This is a genomic window from Streptomyces sp. NPDC051211 (genome assembly GCF_040689505.1).
Taxonomy (GTDB): Bacteria; Actinomycetota; Actinomycetes; order Streptomycetales; family Streptomycetaceae; genus Streptomyces.
This window is the reverse complement of record NZ_JBFBAV010000005.1, coordinates 145,302-163,008: the sequence shown is the minus strand read 5'-3', so window position 1 is coordinate 163,008 and position 17,707 is coordinate 145,302. Positions and strand designations below refer to the sequence as shown.

19 protein-coding genes and 1 pseudogene are annotated in these 17,707 nt (G+C 70.2%); 8 read left to right on the top strand and 12 right to left on the bottom strand.

The window, feature by feature from the left end:
• Nucleotides 1-3 precede the first annotated feature (3 nt).
• On the top strand, nucleotides 4-513 hold the full coding sequence (locus tag AB0447_RS08185; RefSeq protein WP_366475719.1) for an HAD domain-containing protein: 510 nt from the start codon (nucleotides 4-6) through the stop codon (nucleotides 511-513).
• Nucleotides 514-591: 78 nt separating this feature from the next.
• Here the strand turns inward: AB0447_RS08185 and AB0447_RS08180 are convergent, their stop codons facing one another.
• Complete coding sequence (locus AB0447_RS08180; protein ID WP_366475718.1) at nucleotides 592-1,335, bottom strand: barstar family protein; 744 nt, start codon at nucleotides 1,333-1,335, stop codon at nucleotides 592-594.
• A 249-nt stretch (nucleotides 1,336-1,584) separates the two neighbouring features.
• On the opposite strand from AB0447_RS08180, the gene AB0447_RS08175 reads away from it, so the two are divergent.
• Complete coding sequence (locus AB0447_RS08175; RefSeq protein WP_366475717.1) at nucleotides 1,585-1,830, top strand: WhiB family transcriptional regulator; 246 nt, start codon at nucleotides 1,585-1,587, stop codon at nucleotides 1,828-1,830.
• Here AB0447_RS08175 and AB0447_RS08170 read toward each other — a convergent pair.
• From AB0447_RS08170 to AB0447_RS08140, 7 genes are all read right to left on the bottom strand, one after another.
• Nucleotides 1,827-2,417, bottom strand: coding sequence for a hypothetical protein (locus AB0447_RS08170; RefSeq protein ID WP_366475716.1), 591 nt, complete (start codon nucleotides 2,415-2,417; stop codon nucleotides 1,827-1,829). The genes AB0447_RS08175 and AB0447_RS08170 overlap by 4 nt on opposite strands.
• Nucleotides 2,414-3,019 (bottom strand): hypothetical protein, encoded by a 606-nt coding sequence (locus AB0447_RS08165; RefSeq protein WP_366475715.1) that lies wholly within the window; start codon nucleotides 3,017-3,019, stop codon nucleotides 2,414-2,416. Before AB0447_RS08165 ends, AB0447_RS08170 begins: the two co-directional genes overlap by 4 nt.
• Nucleotides 3,016-4,161 carry a hypothetical protein gene (locus AB0447_RS08160; protein ID WP_366475714.1) on the bottom strand — a complete coding sequence of 382 codons (1,146 nt, stop codon included), beginning with the start codon at nucleotides 4,159-4,161 and terminating at the stop codon, nucleotides 3,016-3,018. The genes AB0447_RS08165 and AB0447_RS08160 overlap by 4 nt, the downstream gene beginning before the upstream one ends.
• Nucleotides 4,154-4,459, bottom strand: a complete 306-nt coding sequence (locus tag AB0447_RS08155) for a hypothetical protein (protein WP_366475713.1) — start codon at nucleotides 4,457-4,459, stop codon at nucleotides 4,154-4,156. The genes AB0447_RS08160 and AB0447_RS08155 overlap by 8 nt, the downstream gene beginning before the upstream one ends.
• A gap of 72 nt (nucleotides 4,460-4,531) precedes the next feature.
• Complete coding sequence (locus tag AB0447_RS08150) at nucleotides 4,532-5,503, bottom strand: acyl-ACP desaturase (RefSeq protein WP_366475712.1); 972 nt, start codon at nucleotides 5,501-5,503, stop codon at nucleotides 4,532-4,534.
• Nucleotides 5,504-5,803: 300 nt separating this feature from the next.
• Entirely contained in the window at nucleotides 5,804-7,465 is a 1,662-nt protein-coding gene (locus AB0447_RS08145) for an ABC-F family ATP-binding cassette domain-containing protein (RefSeq protein ID WP_366475711.1), read from the bottom strand.
• 253 nt (nucleotides 7,466-7,718) lie between these two features.
• The gene (locus AB0447_RS08140; protein WP_366475710.1) at nucleotides 7,719-8,135 is read right to left on the bottom strand and encodes an SsgA family sporulation/cell division regulator; all 417 of its coding nucleotides are present in this window, start codon (nucleotides 8,133-8,135) and stop codon (nucleotides 7,719-7,721) included.
• A gap of 408 nt (nucleotides 8,136-8,543) precedes the next feature.
• Here AB0447_RS08140 and AB0447_RS08135 point away from each other — a divergent pair, with 408 nt between their 5' ends.
• The 3 genes from AB0447_RS08135 to AB0447_RS08125 all read left to right on the top strand — a co-directional run bounded on the left by AB0447_RS08135 (nucleotide 8,544) and on the right by AB0447_RS08125 (nucleotide 12,395).
• Nucleotides 8,544-9,596: an oxidoreductase gene (locus AB0447_RS08135; RefSeq protein WP_366475801.1), complete on the top strand. Its 1,053-nt coding sequence runs from the start codon at nucleotides 8,544-8,546 to the stop codon at nucleotides 9,594-9,596.
• A 160-nt stretch (nucleotides 9,597-9,756) separates the two neighbouring features.
• Complete coding sequence (locus AB0447_RS08130; protein WP_366475709.1) at nucleotides 9,757-11,196, top strand: hypothetical protein; 1,440 nt, start codon at nucleotides 9,757-9,759, stop codon at nucleotides 11,194-11,196.
• Between the two features lie 158 nt (nucleotides 11,197-11,354).
• Nucleotides 11,355-12,395, top strand: coding sequence for an NADAR family protein (locus tag AB0447_RS08125; protein ID WP_366475708.1), 1,041 nt, complete (start codon nucleotides 11,355-11,357; stop codon nucleotides 12,393-12,395).
• Nucleotides 12,396-12,485: 90 nt separating this feature from the next.
• Here the strand turns inward: AB0447_RS08125 and AB0447_RS08120 are convergent, their stop codons facing one another.
• The gene (locus AB0447_RS08120) at nucleotides 12,486-12,785 is read right to left on the bottom strand and encodes a YciI family protein (protein ID WP_366475707.1); all 300 of its coding nucleotides are present in this window, start codon (nucleotides 12,783-12,785) and stop codon (nucleotides 12,486-12,488) included.
• Nucleotides 12,786-12,811: 26 nt separating this feature from the next.
• Here AB0447_RS08120 and AB0447_RS08115 point away from each other — a divergent pair, with 26 nt between their 5' ends.
• Complete coding sequence (locus AB0447_RS08115) at nucleotides 12,812-13,489, top strand: endonuclease V (RefSeq protein WP_366475706.1); 678 nt, start codon at nucleotides 12,812-12,814, stop codon at nucleotides 13,487-13,489.
• Between the two features lie 67 nt (nucleotides 13,490-13,556).
• Here the strand turns inward: AB0447_RS08115 and AB0447_RS08110 are convergent, their stop codons facing one another.
• On the bottom strand, nucleotides 13,557-14,747 hold the full coding sequence (locus AB0447_RS08110; protein ID WP_366475705.1) for a saccharopine dehydrogenase NADP-binding domain-containing protein: 1,191 nt from the start codon (nucleotides 14,745-14,747) through the stop codon (nucleotides 13,557-13,559).
• 96 nt (nucleotides 14,748-14,843) lie between these two features.
• Here AB0447_RS08110 and AB0447_RS08105 point away from each other — a divergent pair, with 96 nt between their 5' ends.
• Both AB0447_RS08105 and AB0447_RS08100 read left to right on the top strand, forming a co-directional pair.
• The gene (locus AB0447_RS08105) at nucleotides 14,844-15,236 is read left to right on the top strand and encodes an MmcQ/YjbR family DNA-binding protein (RefSeq protein ID WP_366475704.1); all 393 of its coding nucleotides are present in this window, start codon (nucleotides 14,844-14,846) and stop codon (nucleotides 15,234-15,236) included.
• Nucleotides 15,237-15,352: 116 nt separating this feature from the next.
• Nucleotides 15,353-15,706, top strand: a pseudogene (locus AB0447_RS08100) (hypothetical protein); the annotation flags it as partial.
• Between the two features lie 399 nt (nucleotides 15,707-16,105).
• On the opposite strand, the gene AB0447_RS08095 reads toward AB0447_RS08100, so the two are convergent.
• Entirely contained in the window at nucleotides 16,106-16,228 is a 123-nt protein-coding gene (locus AB0447_RS08095) for a hypothetical protein (RefSeq protein ID WP_366475703.1), read from the bottom strand.
• Nucleotides 16,229-16,269: 41 nt separating this feature from the next.
• Nucleotides 16,270-17,610 (bottom strand): CHAP domain-containing protein, encoded by a 1,341-nt coding sequence (locus AB0447_RS08090; protein ID WP_366475702.1) that lies wholly within the window; start codon nucleotides 17,608-17,610, stop codon nucleotides 16,270-16,272.
• Nucleotides 17,611-17,707 lie beyond the last annotated feature (97 nt).

Below are 17,707 nucleotides of genomic sequence, written 5' to 3'. Positions count from 1 at the left end.
GGAATGACCGCACCCCCAAACACCCCCTCCCTCCCTCTCCTCTTCCTGGACATCGACGGCCCCCTCCTCCCCTTCGGGGCAACCGGCTACCCGACGTACGAGCCCGCTGACGCGTCGAACCCGTTGCTGGCCCGCCTCAATCCCGCATACGGTCCCCGGCTGCTGGCCCTGCCGTGTGAACTGGTGTGGGCCACAACCTGGATGTCGGACGCGAACGCCTGCATCGCCCCACGCCTCGGCCTGCCTCCACTGCCGGTGCTGGACTGGCCCGAGCCCCACGCCGAGGACGAGCGCACCGGGCTGCACTGGAAGACCCGCGCCCTGGTGGCCTGGGCGGCCGGCCGCCCCTTCGCCTGGGTCGACGACGAAATCACCCCCCGCGACCGCACCTGGATCTCCACCCACCACCCGACCCGCACCCTCCTCCACCACGTCGACCCCCGCCGCGGCCTCACCCCGACCGACTTCGAAACCCTCGAATCCTGGCTGCTCAGCGGCCCTTCTTCCGCCTAGCTGCCTGCCGTCGCCGATCTCAGGCCGCCGTCAATCGGTGACGGTCAGGAGTAGAACCCTCGCCGTATTCGGCGCGGCTCATGGCGAAGCCGGCCGGGTGTTCGCGGCGCAGGTATTCGTAGCGGGATTGGAAGACGTCGGTGGCCTCGTGGATCGAGCAGCCGAGGTGGGAGCGGAACAACTTGATGCCTTGGGTGATCTGACCGCTGAGTTCTGCTCGTCCGCGAAAGAGAGAGGTCCGATCGTCCAAGGGACAGAGGCGGGATCTCCGCCGGGCCAGTCGGTGTCGGTCAGGGTGGCGAGCAGGCGGCCCTCCGAGAGGGCCACCGCCACGTCCATGCCGCGAGCCGCCCCCTCGGCGAAAGTGGCCGGTGCAGTGTGATCGAGGAGGAAGACGAAGTGCTGGGTGATGCGCTGCCGCCATTCGTCGAGATTGCCGTCGCCGTCGATGCGGAGGTTGGAGTTCCAGGCTGCTTGGGCAAGGGCCGATACCAACAGCCCGAGGAAGTCGGCCTCCCGCAGGCCGTCCGCATGGTCGATCAGGATCGCAAGGCCCTGATTTCCCTGGCCGGGACCGTGCCAGTCGTGGAGGCAGCCCACCAGCGCGTCCCAGTTGTGGCCGAAGTGGCCGACGAACGAAAGCTCCCGCGCAAAAGTGCGGAAGAGAGACGCAGCATCCCGTAGTTCGCGGCCGTCCAGGCGCAGGACCAGACCGTTGCGCTGCGCGAGCGCGGCGGTTTCCGACGCCAGCCAGGGATCGGCGACGGGGGCGAACACGACCCAGGGAGAGCGGCGTTCCGTCAGCGTGGGTTTCGGCATCATGGCGCTGATGCTTGCACGCATCCGCTCTGCGGCCGCGTGAGCAACGGCATGGACCTGACGCTCCTCAAATGAACCTATCCGCCCAGGTCAGCAGGCGACCGACGGCGCGGTCCAGGACCGCCCGCCGGGTCTGACTCCCGCGTTCCAGGCGTTCCATGCGGCCGTCCTGTCGAACGCACGATCGTTCATCTTGATGGGTGTTGATCAGTCGTTGATCGGACGTACATCGGCGGTGGTGAGGATCTGCGCATGTCGATGAACACGATCGCTGCGGGGGCAGCTGCCGCTGCCTGGTACGAACTCGCGCTGTGCGCCCAGACCGGCCCGGACTTCTTCTTCCCGGAGCCGGGGACGTCCCTGCGGGACGCGAAGAGACTGTGCGGGGCGTGCGAGGGGCGCGCGGGCTGCCTGGAATTCGCGCTGGCCAACGATGAGCGCTTCGGCGTCTGGGGCGGCCTCTCCGAGCGCGAACGCTCGGCCCTCCGCCCCCGCTAGGTCTGCGTCCCCTTCCCACTCCGCCGCACCAGCCCGACCCGCCGCGCGAGCAGGTCGTCCTCCGGGGCGCCCCACTCCCGGCCGGGCGGTGCGTGCGGGACGACCCGCACCGGATAGTGCCCACCGACGGGCGACACGACTCCGCCGAAGCGGGGGTCGCCGGCGAACCAGATGCGGCCGGGGTGGGGGTTTTGCGTCTCGGCGAGCGGGACGGGGAACGGGATGACGCGGAAGGTGGGGGAGAAGCCTGCCTCGACAGTGATGACAACGGTGGTCGGGCTGCCCGCTGCCCGTGCGGGGTAGCGACAGGGAAATTCGCGCCAGGGATACGCCTGAAGGACCTCCGCCACTCGGTGCCGCCGAAAGAAGGCGATGGCTACCACTGGCAGGATTGCGACGACCAGCATCACGACGTACAGGCTAGCGAGCAGAGCCGCCATCACCTTGCCGAAGGACATGATCGTGCCGGCGATCAGGCCCGAGGCGGCAGTACCGATCAGCCAGACCGTGCGGCGGAACACCAGGTTCGCGTAGCCAGTGACCGTGGGCGGGTGGTCCCATGCGACCTTGGTGAGTGGCAGCGTCACAGGAGCACCTCCAAGATGCGCGAGGGGCGGACCTCAGGGGGTGTCGGGTCGGTGAACGACACTGTGTGGACGATGCCTTCGAGCACATCGCTGTACGCCTCGTCGTGCTCGCTCGACACACTGCTCAGGTCGAGAACCACCACGTATGGGCCTTCGCTGTGAGCCAGTGCGGCCCGTGCTTGGAAGACGGAGTGCTGGATTCCAGGCAGCGCGAGCGTGCCAGCAACAAGGCAGCAGGGCAGTGACGACGGCAGGTCGATGAAGCGACGAGTGGACGTGATCCACAGCGGTGACTTGGCGAGTGCGAGAGCTGTGCGTGCCACAGCCAGGCGGGGATTGTTTGTCTCTACTCGCCGGACGGTCAGCGAGAACAGCGAGGTGGACAGCCCGGACGGGCCGTCCGGGTGTAGCCCGATGGCCGTGTGGACGACGTGGTGCTCGGCAAGTTCGTCCAGGTGGTCCAATAGCTGCGCGACCTGTTGCTCCGCTAGAGCGTTACCCGTGGCTTCTGCCACTGACTCAAACTCGGCACGCTGGGCTGCCGCGATGTCATAGAAGCCCGGCGGCAGGCGGAACCAGAGCGGCGGGAATTCGTGGTTCATCGGACCCTCATCGCTGACCATGCGTGGGAGAACTTGGCGGCTGCGGCAGGGGCGTCTTCCAGGACACCGCGTGTGCCGTCCACGGCGGTGCCTGTCTGTTCGGTGGTATCCCCTGCCCAGGGTGTATAGCCCATACCCGCAGTGAAGGCTCCGGTAGCCGGAACTGCCACGCTCGCCGTGTCGCGGACTCCGGGAGCGGCATTGCGCAGAGCCCACTGGCTCAGCGGACTCTCGGTGGTCCGGATCGTGTTCCCCGTGCTCCACGTCGTCCTTGCGAACGTCCCCGCTCCCGCCCCCAACCCCGACAACGCACTCGTCTCCGGCACCGCCATCGCCGCCCGGGTCGCCCCCACCCCCGCCTTCGCGCCCGTCGCCACGGCCGCGACCCCCGGTACCGTGCCGAGCGTGTCGCCCATCAGCGTGACGCTGCTCTTCCAGAAGTCCGCGTCGAACTCGCCCTTCGTGAAGCCGTCCTTCAGCGGCTTGCGGAACTTCGGGTCCGATGCGTGCATGGTCAGGGCCGCCAGGCTCAGGCCGCTGCCGACCAGCATCACCGCCAGGGCGGCCGGCGGGCAGACGAAGGCCAGGCCGGCGCTCAGCAGGCCCAGGACGGCCGACAGGTTCGACAGGGAGTCCGCCGGGTCCTCGATCACCTCGCGCCAGAGCGACTCCAGCACCCCCGGCTCCTTCGGCGCCAGCCGATCCGTGGCCGAATCCAGTGCATCCGCCACCCGCCGTGCGTCCGTCGCGTGCTGGGCGGCCAGTTCGCGGGCCAGGCGGCGGGCGTTTGCGAGGGCTTCCGGGGTGGTGGCTGCGGCGGCGAGGGAGGCGTAGCGGGCTGCCAGGGTGCGGTGGGAGACCAGGGTGTCGTGCCAGGACGTGAGGCGGCGCGCGGCGTCGGCCAGGGAGTCGTGGGCCGAGCGCAGGTAGCGGGGGAGGTCGTCGGAGAGGGCCGTGCGGAACGCGGTTGCCGCTTCGCCCTCCCAGGCCCCGCTCCGGGACACCAGCGCGTCGACCACCCGCGAGGCCTCGCCCAGGGAGGCCGCGGAGGTGCGCAGTTTCGCCGCCAGGGCGAGGACGGCGGCCGGGGAGCCGGGGGCGGGGTCGAAGCCCAGTGCCCCGGTCGGGGCGGCCTCAGTCACGGCGGGCCGCCACAGCCGCCCGGAAGGCCTCGCGGATCGCCGCGTCCAGCGCCCCGTACTCCGAGGCGCTGCCCCGTACGCCCTCACGGACGGCGGCGACCCGCTTCGACAGCTGCTTCGTGCCGTACGACCATCTGTCCTGGAAGCGTTCGCAGGCCGCGTCCAGCTCCGCCGTGCCCAGCTGGTCCTCCCGGACGTGGCCCATGGCCCGGCGGGCGTCCTTCAGGGCGGTCAGGGAGGTGTCCAGGGACTGGGTGAAGCGGGTCAGCTGGTCGAGGTCCGCCCGGAGAATGGTCATGGCGGTGAAGCCTGGCAGAGCACCGCTCTGCCAGGGGAATCGCCGTCACTCCCAGGAGGGACCGGGAACCGGTCAGGCCTTGCGGGCAGCGAGCCGGGCGGCCCGCGCGGCGAGGCGCTCGTCGAACTTGGTGGCTTCCGCGTCCAGGCCGTTCATGAAGAGGCCGAGCTCGTCCTGGGCCTGCTGGCCGTCCGGGCCGAGGCCGTCGATGTCCATGACCTTCAGGAAGCGGAGGACCGGGCTGAGCACGTCGTCGTGGTGGATCCGCAGGTTGTAGACCCCGCCGATGGCCATCTGCGCGGCCATCCGCTCGAAGCCGGGCATGCCGTGTCCGGGCATCCGGAAGTTGACGACGACGTCCCGGACCGCCTGCATGGTGAGGTCGGGGGCGATCTCGAACGCTGCGCCCAGCAGGTTGCGGTAGAAGATCATGTGCAGGTTCTCGTCGGCGGCGATGCGCGCGAGCATGCGGTCGCAGACCGGGTCGCCGGACTGGTGGCCGGTGTTGCGGTGCGAGATGCGGGTGGCGAGCTCCTGGAAGGCCACGTAGGCGACCGAGTGGAGCATCGAGTGACGGTTGTCGGACTCGAAGCCCTCCGACATGTGCGCCATCCGGAACGCTTCCAGCTTGTCCGGGTCCACGGCGCGCGAGGCCAGCAGGTAGTCGCGCATCACGATGCCGTGCCGGCCTTCCTCGGCGGTCCAGCGGTGCACCCAGGTGCCCCAGGCGCCGTCACGGCCGAAGAGGGTGGCGATCTCGTGGTGGTAGCTGGGGAGGTTGTCCTCGGTGAGGAGGTTCACCACCAGCGCGATCTTGCCGATATCGGTCACCTTGGACTGGCTGGGGTCCCAGGCCTCCCCGTCCTCGAAGAAACCGGGGAAGTTCCGACCGTCGCTCCACGGCACGTACTCGTGGGGCATCCAGTCCTTGGTGATCTTCAGGTGGCGGTTGAGCTCCTGCTCCACGACCTCTTCGAGCGCATAAAGGAGCTTCGCGTCGGTCCACGCCTCCGAGCTGCCGAGGTGGGGAGAAGTGATCGTCACGGGTACTCCTGGGGGGACAAGCGAATTACCTACGGTTCCGTAGCCTACGTACCCGTAGGTTAAGCACGGCGTGAAGACCAGCCAAGCCCGGGGGGCCGCTATGCCCTGTTACGTTGGGTTAAATATGCAGGTGAGGGGCCGCCCGGGCGGTCGAAAATGAGACACGTCCGGACGGCCCCTTCAGGCCGGGCCACGGTTCAGGCCGTCAGGTGGTCCGCCTCCCCGGCCTTGACGGCGAAAATCGGCGAGCGGGCCGCGCCTCGACCGCGCGGGTGTTGCAGCGCCTCGATCACGCAGGTGTTACTGCCGCGTGGACCCGTCCCACATGGCTTCCCGTACCTCCTCCACCGTGGTGGGCCGCAGCTCGCCGTCCAGGAGCAGCCATCGCGTGATGCCGATCGACTCGAGGAACGGCACGTCGTGGCTGGCCACGACGAGCGCCCCCTCGTAGGACTCCAGTGCGTCCGTCAGCTGCCGCACGCTCGCCAGGTCCAGGTTGTTCGTCGGCTCGTCGAGCATGAGCAGCTGCGGGGCCGGTTCCGCCAGCAGCAGTGCCGCCAGCGCCGCCCGGAACCGTTCGCCGCCGGACAGGGTGCCCGCCGGCTGGTCCGCCCGGGCTCCCCGGAGCAGGAAGTGCGCCAGGCGTGCCCTGATCCGGTTGTTCGTGGCCTCCGGTGCGAACCGGGCCACGTTCTCCACCACCGACAGCCCGTCGTCGAGCACGTCGAGCCGCTGCGGCAGGAAACGCGTCGGCACATGGGCCACCGCCTCGCCCGACGCCGGCGGCAGCAGCCCCGCGATCGTGCGCAGCAGGGTGGTCTTGCCCGATCCGTTCCGGCCCACCAGAGCGATCCGTTCCGGTCCGCGCAGGTCCAGCTCGCCGGGGACGGCCGGTACGCCGCCCCCGTACGACAGTGCCAGCTCGCGCAGGGTCAGCACCGTGCGCCCGGCCGGCACCCGGGTGGCCGGCAGCTCGATCCGGATCTCGTCGTCGTCCCGGACCGCTTCCACGGCCTGGTCGAGCCGCTCCCGGGCCGCCGCGAGCTTCTCGGTGTGCAGGATGCGGTGCTTGCCGGACGAGACCTGGGCCTGCCGTTTCCGCTCGTTCATGACGGTCCTGGGCTCGCGCTTGTTGTCGTACATCTTCTGGCCGTAGCGCTTCCGCCGGGCCAGCTTCATGTGGGCGTCGGCCAGTTCGCGCTTCTGCCGCTGTACGTCGGCCTCCGCGACCCGGACCATCCGCTCGGCCGCCTCCTGCTCGGCCGCGACGATCTCCTCGTACGCCGTGAAGTTCCCGCCGTACCAGCGGACTTCGCCCTCGCGCAGCTCGGCGATCTGATCGACCCGCTCCAGCAGCTCCCGGTCGTGGCTGACCACGACCATCACTCCGGACCAGGACTCCACGGCGGCGTACAGCCGCCGGCGGGCCCGCAGGTCGAGGTTGTTGGTCGGCTCGTCGAGCAGGAGTACGTCGGGCCGGGCCAGGAGCAATGCCGCCAGGCGCAGCAGCACGGACTCGCCGCCGGAAAGGTCGCCGACCGTGCGGTCGAGACCGATCCGGCCCAGGCCGAGGCGGTCGAGGGTGGCGTGGGCGCGCTCCTCGACGTCCCAGTCCTCGCCGACCGCGGCGAAGTTCACCTCGGTGGCCTCGCCCGCCTCGATGGCGTGCAGCGCGGCCCGGGTGCGGGCGATCCCGAGGACCTCGTCCACGCGCAGCGCGGTGTCGAGGATGATCCCCTGGGGGAGGTGTCCGACCGTCCCGGCGACGGACAACTGGCCGTCCGAGGGGCGGAGTTCACCGGCCAGGAGTTTCAACAGGGTCGATTTGCCAGAGCCGTTGAGTCCGATCAGGCCGGTTCGGCCGGGGCCGACGGAGAGGTCGAGGGCCTCGAAGACGGGGGTCCCGTCAGGCCAGTCGAAGGCGAGGGCGGAGCATTTGAGAGAAGTCTGGGCATGGCTCATGGAGGCCTCCAGGTTGCGTGAATGGCGAGCTGCAACGTGGGGAGACACCGCCGCTGACGCTGATGCAGCGGGTGTGGGTGTCTCGAACCTCAGACGAACAATGTCCTGCTCCGATCGACGGCAATGGGGCGTCTTCGAAGCTACGGGCGGCCGGGGCCGCCCGCAAACGAATTCCGGGGCCGTTCGGCGGAGTCGGGGAGTAGGAGGAGTCGGGGAGTGGGAGTCGGGGAGTGGGGAGTCGGGGATCAGGGAGTCAGCAGGAGCCGCGCATGAGCTCGGCGAGGCTGTGGTCCACGTCCAGGTAGAGGTGTTCCAGGCCGGGCGGGGCCACCGAACAGGACCGGTCGAGGAAATGGCGCAGGTCGGCGCTGCCCATGAGAACGACCGCAACACCTTCCGGAGCATGGAACTCGACCACGGTCCGCCCCGCCCCGTACGGCCGCACGCGTACGTCGCCGTAGCCGGCCGGCCGCTCCAGACCCACCTCCAGGAGCTCGCGCGCGAACGTCCACGACACCTCGATCCCCTCCAGTGTCGCGGGAGCGGGGAACGCCATGCGGACGGCGAAGGGGTCGGCCCGGTCGTAGCAGAGGGTGACGGGAACGGACTCGACCTTCGGCGCGGTGGCGACCAGTCGGGCCTCTACGGCCTGCTCGATGACGGTGATCAAGGCTCGCTCCCTTGCTGTGGATCGGTTGCGGGCTGAAGGGGTGGGGGCCCGGCATCCGGATAGACGCTGGATCCGGCCGATCCGTGCGGGGAACGCAGCGTGACCTGTGTCACCGAATGGCCGGATCCCACCTGTGTGATCGCACAGAGTGATCGGCGGGGTGGGAGTGGTGGCTGCGGCGGCAGGGAGGCTGCGGTGGTGTTGCGGCCGCCGTGTGGTTCCGGGTGATCGCAGTAAGGCTGAATAGCGCTCACTCCAGAGGCGCAAGGTGCGTTAGCTTCCGGCGCCATGAGACTTCCTGGAGTGGGATTTCGCGCGGGTGCCGGTGTTCGTTCAGGTGTCGGTTCCGGCGTCGGTTCCGGTGTCGGTTCCGGCGTCGGTGTGTGCGCGGCAGCGCTGGTGGTCGGGCTGCTGGCCGGCCCCGCGGGCGCACAGGAGCAGCCGGCCGGTGAGCGCCCGGGCGACACGGCCGCGGCTGCGGGCGTGGGGTGGTCGGTGAAGGCCACCGGGGCGGATGCCCGCTTCCGCGGGCTGTCGGCGGTCAGCCGGTCCACGGCCTGGGTGTCCGGCTCCAAGGGCACCGTGCTGCGCACGGTGGACGGCGGGCGCAGCTGGCAGAACGTGTCCCCGCCGGCCGCGGCGGGGCTGGAGCTGCGCGACATCGAGGCCTTCGACGCGCGGCGGGCGGTCGCCCTGTCCATCGGTGAGGGCGAGGACTCGCGGATCTTCCGTACGGAGGACGGGGGCGCGAGCTGGACCGAGACCTTCCGCAACCCCGAGCCGCGTGCCTTCTACGACTGCCTGACCTTCTTCGACCACCGGAACGGTCTGGCCATGAGCGATCCGGTGGACGGCAAGTTCCGGATCCTGTCGACGGCCGACGGCGGCCGCAGTTGGCGGGTGCTCCCGAATGCCGGGATGCCGGACGCCCTGCCGGGCGAGGCCGGATTCGCGGCGAGCGGCCAGTGCCTGGTGAGTGCCGGGCCGCGCGATGTGTGGCTGGCCACCGGGGGCGGCGCGGTCGCCCGGATCATGCACTCGGGCGACCGGGGGCTGACGTGGACGGTGACCGACGCGCCGGTGCCGGGCGGGGACCCGGCGCGGGGCGTCTTCGGGCTGGCGTTCCGGGACCGCGACCACGGGCTCTCGGTGGGCGGTGACTACCGTACGGGCCAGCCGTCTCCGCAGGCTGCGGCACGGTCGGGGGACGGCGGACGGACGTGGCGGTCCTCGGCGGTGCCGCCGGCCGCCTACCGGTCCGGGGTGACGTGGGTGCCGTTCCTCCGGTCGGTCGCCCTGGCGGTGGGCCCGACGGGCACGGACGTGACGCTGGACGGCGGGGCCACCTGGCGTCCCCTGGACGCGGGTTCGTTCGACACGGTCGACTGCGCTCCGCAAGGGGTGGCGGCGTGCTGGGCGTCGGGGGAGAAGGGGCGAGTGGGGAGGCTGGAAAAGCTGTAGGGGCTCCGGGCCGTCTCCGGTCGGAGACGGCCCGGTCCGATACGCGCAATTCGCACGCTCCGGGACGGGGCATGGCAAGGGGTGCATCGCGCTGGACATGACAGCAGGCGTGCTGGGATGATCGCGGACTTTCCCCGTCCACTTAAATGAAAGTCAGAGAATGACGACGTCCCCCACGTCCTTCTTCCGGCGCGCCGGTTGGGTCGCCGCGCTCGCCGCGGCAGTGCTCTCGGTGCCTGTGCTCGGCACGCCCGCGCAGGCGGCTCCCGGCGACCCGGCAACCGCGTCCTCGTTCAACCTCAAGTCCGGACCGGACCTGAGCGGTCACGTGGCCGACCTGAAGGCGGCCCTGCCCACGCAGGGCGTCCAGATCCTGCTGGACCAGGGCAACCGGGTTGCGAAGACGGGCCCGTCCTGCACCACGGACCCGTTCGGGACCGGCGACGCCGGCGGCATCCTGGCACCGGCCGAGAAGTTCTGCTGGGACGCGGGCGACTCCGACACCAAGGAATGGATACCGCAGGGCATCACCGGCGTTTCGGATGCGCAGGCCGACGAACTCTGGGGCACCCGGAAGCCGGTGGTGACCGCCTGGTACGACAAGTCCGACAACGACCTCTGCTCGTCGAGCCCCGGCACCTGCTACGAAAAGGGCGTACGGCTGTCGTTCCTCGACCCGGAGACGGCGGTGACCGGCGACCCCGAAGGCCGCCGGTACCGGCACGTTCTGCTCGTCGAGCCGTACTACAACACCTACAACCACATCTCCTACAAGGCGATCAACCTCCACGCCGGCGGCATCGCCTGGTACAAGAACTACCTGTACGTCGCGGACACCATGAACGGCCTGCGGGTCTTCGACATGCGTTCCATCCTGGACCTCAACCCGGACCAGGACTCCGCGGTGGACGACACCACGCTCGACGGCCTGAAGAGCAACGTCAGGGACGAGACCAAGATCGGCCGGCAGAGCAACGTCTACTACAGCCACACCTACCGCTATGTGATGCCGCAGGTGGCCTCGTACAAGTTCGTCAGCCCCCAGGGCAACTCCTCGTCCGCGGTGACCTGTGTGGCGACCGGAGCTCCCAAGGCGTCCTACATCTCGATCGACCGCAGCAACACGGTTGCTCCGGCGCTGATCATGGGCGAGTACTGCAACTCCGACACCACGCACGTCGAGAAGGGGCGGATCGGCGCGCTGCCCATCGACGACAGCACCGGTCTGCTGAAGACGGCCAACGGCGTGGTCAGCGCGTCGGACGCGTACTACCTGCCGCGTGACCTCACCCAGGGCGCGGCGCGCTACAACGGCATGTACTACTTCAACCGCAGCAACGTCCACTTCAGCGGCAGCCTGCGACGGGCCCATGTCTCCGGCGGCCGCCTGGTGGACTACGGCGGCAACATCGCCAACGCGGTCGGGCCCGAGGATCTGTCCTTCGAGCACTCCCAGAGCCAGCCCGGGGGCACCCAGTACCTCTGGTCGCTGACCGAGCACCGCATGGACACCGCGGACCCGACCTGCACCGACGCCGGTTCGCCCTGTGGCCGGGTGGTCTACGCACACCGCGTGAGCGACATCCTGGCCCGGCCGTAGCCGACTCCGGAAGCGGGCCCCCGGTCCCGCTCCCGGTCCCGATTCCGGTTCTGCTCCCGGTCCTGATTCCGGTCCTGATTCCGGGTCCCGCTCCGGGCGTGGCAGGAATTGCTTCTCCAGTGGCGGGGGCCCGGGTGCGCGGCGATAACGTGCTCGTCATGACGTGGCGGGGACCGACGTATCGAGTGGTCGACGGGGAGCGGATCGAGGGTCTGTGGCGGCATGTCTGGCGCCGTGGCTGGAGCGGCACGTACTACGTCGACGACCTGCTCGTCTTCGCGGACGGGGCGATCGGCTGCGAGGAACTCACCGATATCGCCGGGCTGGGCCGCCTGTTGGCCTCGGGCCGGATCTCGGCGACCGAACCCGGACGGGGCGATCTGCCGGTGGAACCGTCGAAATGGCGGTCGCGCCGAGGCGAACCCCTGACGCCGGAAGGCTTCGTCCTCGAGGTCGCCGACCGGATCGAGGCGCTCAACGGGCGCCCGACCACTGCGGACCGCTGCTGGGATGCGATTCGCCGTTACCGGGACGAGCCCACGGAATCCAACCGCCTCGCCCTGCGGCAGGCGTACCGGAACGTCCCGCCGCACCGCCGCATCCACGTCCTCGGCGACATGGACCGCCAGGACCGTCCGCTGCGCATACTCGCCACGGACATCGGACAGCCCGTGGACGGTGACGGCCCCGTGGTCACGGCCTTCATGCACCAGCAGACCCTGGACTACTTCATCCGTGCGGACGGGGCAGCGAGCACCGAGCGGATCCGTTACCCCGACGATCCGGTCGGCCCGTCCCGCCCCGCCCTGACCCTCCACGAAACGGTCCATCCCCAGGGATGGCCCGAAACCCTCGATCTCTTCGTGCTGCGCAACGAATATCCGTCGGCCGTGGTCATCGGCAACGAGACCTACCCCTCGGTCACCGAGGCCTACGCGTCCCTCACCGGCCATGAAGACCCGTCCGCGATCCGCCTGTCCCTCATGGCCGATCTCCTGCGCGCCAAATTCGCCCAGCACGCGGAACTGGCGGAGATCCTCCTCTCCACCGGGGACGCGCGGCTCAGCTACACCGGCAGTTCCGTCTCTTCCTTCTGGAGAGACGCCCCGGACGGCCGCAACTGGCTGGGCCGCCTCCTGGAACTGGTCCGCTCCGAACTCGTCGTGGTCCGTCGGTCGCCCGACGGCGGGAGGGTTTAGCCCAGGCCGGCGCCCCGCCACCCGGCGGCCCGGCAATCCGCCAACCCGGCGGTCCCGGCCTCGGACCGCCTGCCCGAGACCGCAGGCGTGTCAGGCCGCCGGCGTCTCCCGTACCGTCGCCAGGTCCGCCGACGTCTTCGTCGCGATGAACTCCGTGATGCGGTACTCGCAGACCCCCGCCACCACGAACGGGTCCTCCTCGGCGATCTTCTCGATCTCGGGGCGGGGGACGCCGCCCGCCAGGATGACGCCGCCGTCGCGCGGGACCTTGCGGCCCGAGGCCAGGAAGATGCCCTGCGCGTAGTAGCCGTTCAGCCAGGCGATGTGCGCGTCCATCTCGGCCTCGACGTCCTCGATGGGCGCGGTGTAGGTCAACTCCATTACGAACATGATCGTCAGGCTACCCTCGGACCATCATGACGAGCGTGAAGACCCCCGCCGACGAGGCCGAGGCCCGGGCGATACAAGACGAATTGCGTAGTCGGGTGGTGTTCGGCGAGGCCGGGCCGGGCGTCGGGCAGGGGCTCGTCGCCGGGGTGGACGTCGCCTACGACGACGAGCGCGACCTGGTGGCGGCCGCCGCCGTGGTCATCGACGCGGCCACCCTGGACGTGGTGGAGGAGGCGACGGCCGTCGGGCACGTCAGCTTCCCCTACGTGCCCGGCCTGCTGGCCTTTCGGGAGCTGCCCACCGTGCTGGCCGCCCTCGACGCCCTGACCGCCACCCCCGACCTGGTCGTGTGCGACGGCTACGGTCTGGCCCACCCGCGCCGCTTCGGGCTGGCCTGCCACCTCGGCGTGGTGACCGGACTGCCCGCCATGGGCGTGGCGAAGAACCCGTTCACCTTCACCTACGAGGAGCCGGGCGAGCGCCGCGGCAGCACCTCGCCGCTGCGCGCCGCCGACGGCGCCGAGGTCGGCCGGGCGGTGCGCACCCAGGACGGCGTCAAGCCCGTCTACGTGTCCGTCGGACACCGGGTCTCGCTCGACAACGCCTGTGCGCACGCCCTCGCCCTCAGCCCCCGCTACCGGATTCCCGAGACCACCCGGCTCGCCGACTCCCTGTGCCGCAAGGCGTTGCGGGAAGCCGGCTGAGCCGGGCGCGCCGGGCGCGGGTCCGCCGGTCCGGCGGATCCGGACGCCTCAGCGGGCATCCGCCACCTCAGCGAACATCCGCCACCCGGAAGCGGATCCCGGCCTTCTGGAGCCGCTCCAGCAGCGCGTCCCCCATCGCCACCGCGGTGGTCAGCTGGCCTGCGCGCGCGGGCAGTTCGTCGTACGCCAGGCACAGCGCCGACTCGGCCAGCATCTTCGCGGTCTCCCCGTAGCCCGGGTCGCCGCCCGTGACCTCGGTGAACACCCGCTGGCCGCCGCCCTTGCCGACGAACCGGACGCTGAACCAGCTGCGGGCCCGCCGCTCCGCGTCCGGACCCTGGCCCGGTTCCCAGCGGTTCATCAGCCAGTTGCGGGCGGCCGGGACCTGGGCCAGTGCCGCCAACGCGCCCACCGCGGCCACGCCGCCCACCGCCACCGGCAGATGGGCGACCGAGGCGTAGTGCCGGTAGCGGAAGTCCGGCCCGTAGCGTTCCAGCGCGGCCGCCGAGCGGGCCACGATCTGCGGGTCAAGGGTGGGCAGCGGCAGCGCCCAGGCGCCGGTCTCGCGGCTGAACCGGGGGGCGCCGACCGGTCCGCGGGCCCGGCGGCCCAGCAGCCGGGGTTCGTGGAGCCGGCGTTCCCGGGCCGCGCTCAGGGTCTGCGGGCCGCGGCCGAGGGCGGTGAGCGCCGAGGCGAAGGTTCCGCCGGAGAACAGTCCGCCGCCCCGCATGAACCCGTCGACGGTCAGCGGGACCCCTTCGGGCAGCTGCCGGACGGTGAACCAGGCGCCCAGGTCGGCGGGGATGGAGTCGAATCCGCAGGCGTGCACGAGGCGCGCCCCGGTCTCCCGGGCCCGCGCGTCGTGCTCGACGTACATCCGGTCCACGAACTCCGGTTCGCCGGTGAGGTCCAGGTAGTCGGTGCCGGCCTCGGCGCAGGCCGCGACCAGTTCCGCGCCGTACCAGACGTAGGGGCCGACGGTGGTGGCCAGCACCCGGGTGGCGGCGGCGAGTTCCCGGACCGCTGCGGCGTCGGTGGCGTCCGCGCGCAGCAGGGGCAGGTCCGCGCAGTGCGGGTGCCGTGCGGTGAGCCGTTCGCGGAGCCGTTCGAGTTTGCCGGTGTCCCGTCCCGCGAGGGCCCACCGGCAGCCGGCCGGCGCGTGCGCGGCGAGGTACTCCGCGGTCAGCGCCCCCACGAACCCGGTCGCCCCGAAGAGCACGACGTCGTACGTGCGTTCCGGTGCGTCCTGTCTGTTCATCCCCGCTCCTCCCAGCTGGTGTCGGTGGCTGAGGCTAGCGTGAGCTCGGGCTGTTCGTTCGGGCAGGTGTGACCTGCGGTAAGTGGAGGTGTCCCGGTGAAGGCTGCGGTGCGCAAGTGGGAAGCGGTGCGGGAGTTCGCCCTGGGGCTGCCCGAGGCGGTGGAGGAGTTCCCGTGGGGGCCGGAGGACTGCGTGGTGAAGGTCAACAAGAAGATCTTCGTCTTCCTGGGGAACGCGGACGGGCCGCAGCCGCCGGGCCTGTCCGTGAAGCTCAAGGACGAGTCGCTGCACGGCCACGCCATGACCGCTCCGGGGGCCGAGCCCAGCGGGTACGGGCTGGGGAAGGCCGGCTGGGTGTCGGTGCCCTTGGGGGAGAAGGGGGCGCCGAGCGCCGAGGTGCTGTGCGAGTGGGTGGAGGAGAGCTACCGGACGGTGGCTCTGAAGCGGCACATCAAGGAGCTGGACGCGAGGATCGAGGCAGACCGCTAGTGCCGCATCAGGCAACGTTTGCCCTTGTGACGTGACGTGACGTGACGTGACGTGACGTGACGTGACGTGACGTACCGGTGCTGTGCCGGGCGGCGCGTGACGGTCACCCTGTCGGGGTGGCGGAACGAGTACGCGTGCGCGAGATCGACGATGACGAGGGGCGGCTGCTGCTGCGGATCATCCGCAGGGGCACCGGGTCGGTGGTGACCTGGCGGCGGGCCCAGATGGTGCTGCTGTCCGCGCAGGGCATGCCGGTGGCGGAGATCGCCGAGGTGTCGTTCACCAGCGATGGCCGGGTCCGGGACGTGATCCGCTACGGCGGAGTGCGGCACCTGTTCGCGGCCTACGACCTGGCCAAGGACAAGCTCTACGGCCACATCAAACCGGTCAAGCGGCGCACACACTTCCTGGAGTTCTGCCGCTATCTCCGCACCCTCTACCCCCGAGAAGTGCGGATCGCGATCGTCTGCTGCCAGGGCGACAACCACACCATGGGGGCTGCGGTCTGCGCCCCGGACGGCCGGATCGTCACCGCGGTGAACGCCCACCACTTCACCTGAGGCCCCTGCGCTGAGCTGGTCGTCATCGGTGCGGCGGCCGCCCGGGGCGCCTACGACCCGGACACCATCGTCGCCGTGGGTGACCCGGGGCCGCGGGGTGGTGCCCCCATGTGGCCGCTGCCGTCAGGTCCAGCCTCTTGTCCAGCCCAAATGTCGAACTACAACTGAAGGGCAAGTGTCCTGCGCCAGTAATCTGTTGGTAGATCTGCGCGCCCTCGATGACCGGCTTCCGGACGCCAGCCAGGCACGTCAACCGTTCACAGCTCAGCCAGAACTGCCTAGGAACTTCCGGCCCAGGACACTAGTCTCCTACCAGGAGGAGCAGCCGTCTGCGGCGGCCTGCGGAGCCGCGGCGAGTGAGGTACCGAGCACCGCCGCCATGGCGCCGCCCCTCACCAGGGCCCTGCGCAGGCTCTTCTTCCTCGTGTTCATTCTCTTCTCCCTCGTCCGGATCGTCTCTCGAGGTCAGCGGGTCAGCGGGGGTTGCCGTACTGGAAGGCGTTGGTGATCTCCTGTCCGGGAACCGTGTTGGACCGCAGTGCGAAAACGGCGGACTCCCGGAAGAAAACGCCGACTTCGTCCTTGCCGTCGTGGTTCCAGTCACCGGCCAGCGGGAGCGAGTACGGGTTGCCGTACATGAAGGAGTTGGTGATCTCCTGTCCCGGGTTGGTGTTGGAGCGCAGCGCGAAGACGCTCGACTGCGGGATGTACACGCCCACCTCGTCCTTGCCGTCACCGTCCCAGTCACCCGCGGTCGGCACCCAGTTGGGGTTGCCGTACATGAAGGAGTTGGTGATCTCCTGTCCCGGGTTGGTGTTGGAGCGCAGCGCGAAGACGCCCGACTGCGGGATGTACACGCCCACCTCGTCCTTGCCGTCACCGTCCCAGTCACCGACCAGCGGCAGCCAGTCCCCGCCGTTGCCGTACCGGAAGGACGTCGTGATCTCCTGTCCGGGGTTGGTGTTGGAGCGCAGGGCGAAGGTGCCCGAATCCGGCATGTACACGCCGACCTCGTCCTTGCCGTCACCGTCCCAGTCACCGGCGATCGGTATCCAGTCCCCGCCGTTGCCGTACGTGAAGTCGATGTCGGAGTACCCGGCGTTGTTGGAGTTCCGCAGCGCGAAGTGGTTGCCCCGGTAGATCCCCGGAGTGTCGACCCCGTCGCCGTTCCAGTCCCCCATGACCTCCCGCACCCCCGCGCCGAACGGCTGCGTGGTGTCGGCGCCTCGGGCCCGGACGAACTTGGTCACCGGGCCGGCAGGGCCCTGCCGCCGCCAGTCGAAGAACTGGCCGTTGTTGTACGACTCGACCCGGCCGCTCTCGTTGCCGCCCACCGTCTTGATCTGGGAGCCGTCCGCCGAGACGGCCACGACGATGTTCACGTGGTCGCTGTCCCGGCCCGCGTTGTCGTAGACGGCCGCGTCGCCGACCTGCGGTGTGTTGAAAAGCCGGTCGTTCCCGTAGTTCAGGAAGCTGTCCGCCCACGGGTCGAGGTGGTTGAGATCGGTCACCCCGGCCGTGCGCCAGACCCATTTGGCGAAGACCGCGCACCACGGGGGGCAGCTCCCGTTCCCCGAGTAGTACGTGCAGCCGTGCGGGTTCGCCAGTTCGGCCAGCGCCACCTCCGCGATCCGGGCTCCGCTGCCCGGGGCCGCCGTCGCGGCGGACGCGGCCTGCGCCGCGGACCGGGCGGCGGTTTGTGCCGACGGCGCAGCCATGGACTGCGGGGCAACCGTCAGGGCACCGGCGGTGCACACGGTGACGAGGGCGGTGGCTGCGAGTCGGCGTGTCCGGGTGTGCAGGTGGGCGAGCATCAGTCAGCCTCCGTGTGTAAGGACCCCGTTGGGCCTCGATGACCGAAGGCTGCCGCAGGCTGGTCCAGGTTTTCTCCAGGTGCCCAGCGGAGGTACC

Bases quoted from the DNA above. Each gene is read 5' to 3' on its own strand.
- AB0447_RS08095 (WP_366475703.1), bottom strand. From the start codon at position 16,228: ATGAACACGAGGAAGAAGAGCCTGCGCAGGGCCCTGGTGAGGGGCGGC.
- AB0447_RS08110 (WP_366475705.1), bottom strand. From the start codon at position 14,747: ATGAACAGACAGGACGCACCGGAACGCACGTACGACGTCGTGCTCTTC.
- AB0447_RS08175 (WP_366475717.1), top strand. From the start codon at position 1,585: ATGTCGATGAACACGATCGCTGCGGGGGCAGCTGCCGCTGCCTGGTAC.
- AB0447_RS08090 (WP_366475702.1), bottom strand. From the start codon at position 17,610: ATGCTCGCCCACCTGCACACCCGGACACGCCGACTCGCAGCCACCGCC.
- AB0447_RS08120 (WP_366475707.1), bottom strand. From the start codon at position 12,785: ATGTTCGTAATGGAGTTGACCTACACCGCGCCCATCGAGGACGTCGAG.
- AB0447_RS08115 (WP_366475706.1), top strand. From the start codon at position 12,812: ATGACGAGCGTGAAGACCCCCGCCGACGAGGCCGAGGCCCGGGCGATA.
- AB0447_RS08130 (WP_366475709.1), top strand. From the start codon at position 9,757: ATGACGACGTCCCCCACGTCCTTCTTCCGGCGCGCCGGTTGGGTCGCC.
- AB0447_RS08180 (WP_366475718.1), bottom strand. From the start codon at position 1,335: ATGATGCCGAAACCCACGCTGACGGAACGCCGCTCTCCCTGGGTCGTG.
- AB0447_RS08185 (WP_366475719.1), top strand. From the start codon at position 4: ATGACCGCACCCCCAAACACCCCCTCCCTCCCTCTCCTCTTCCTGGAC.
- AB0447_RS08155 (WP_366475713.1), bottom strand. From the start codon at position 4,459: ATGACCATTCTCCGGGCGGACCTCGACCAGCTGACCCGCTTCACCCAG.
- AB0447_RS08125 (WP_366475708.1), top strand. From the start codon at position 11,355: ATGACGTGGCGGGGACCGACGTATCGAGTGGTCGACGGGGAGCGGATC.
- AB0447_RS08165 (WP_366475715.1), bottom strand. From the start codon at position 3,019: ATGAACCACGAATTCCCGCCGCTCTGGTTCCGCCTGCCGCCGGGCTTC.
- AB0447_RS08145 (WP_366475711.1), bottom strand. From the start codon at position 7,465: ATGAGCCATGCCCAGACTTCTCTCAAATGCTCCGCCCTCGCCTTCGAC.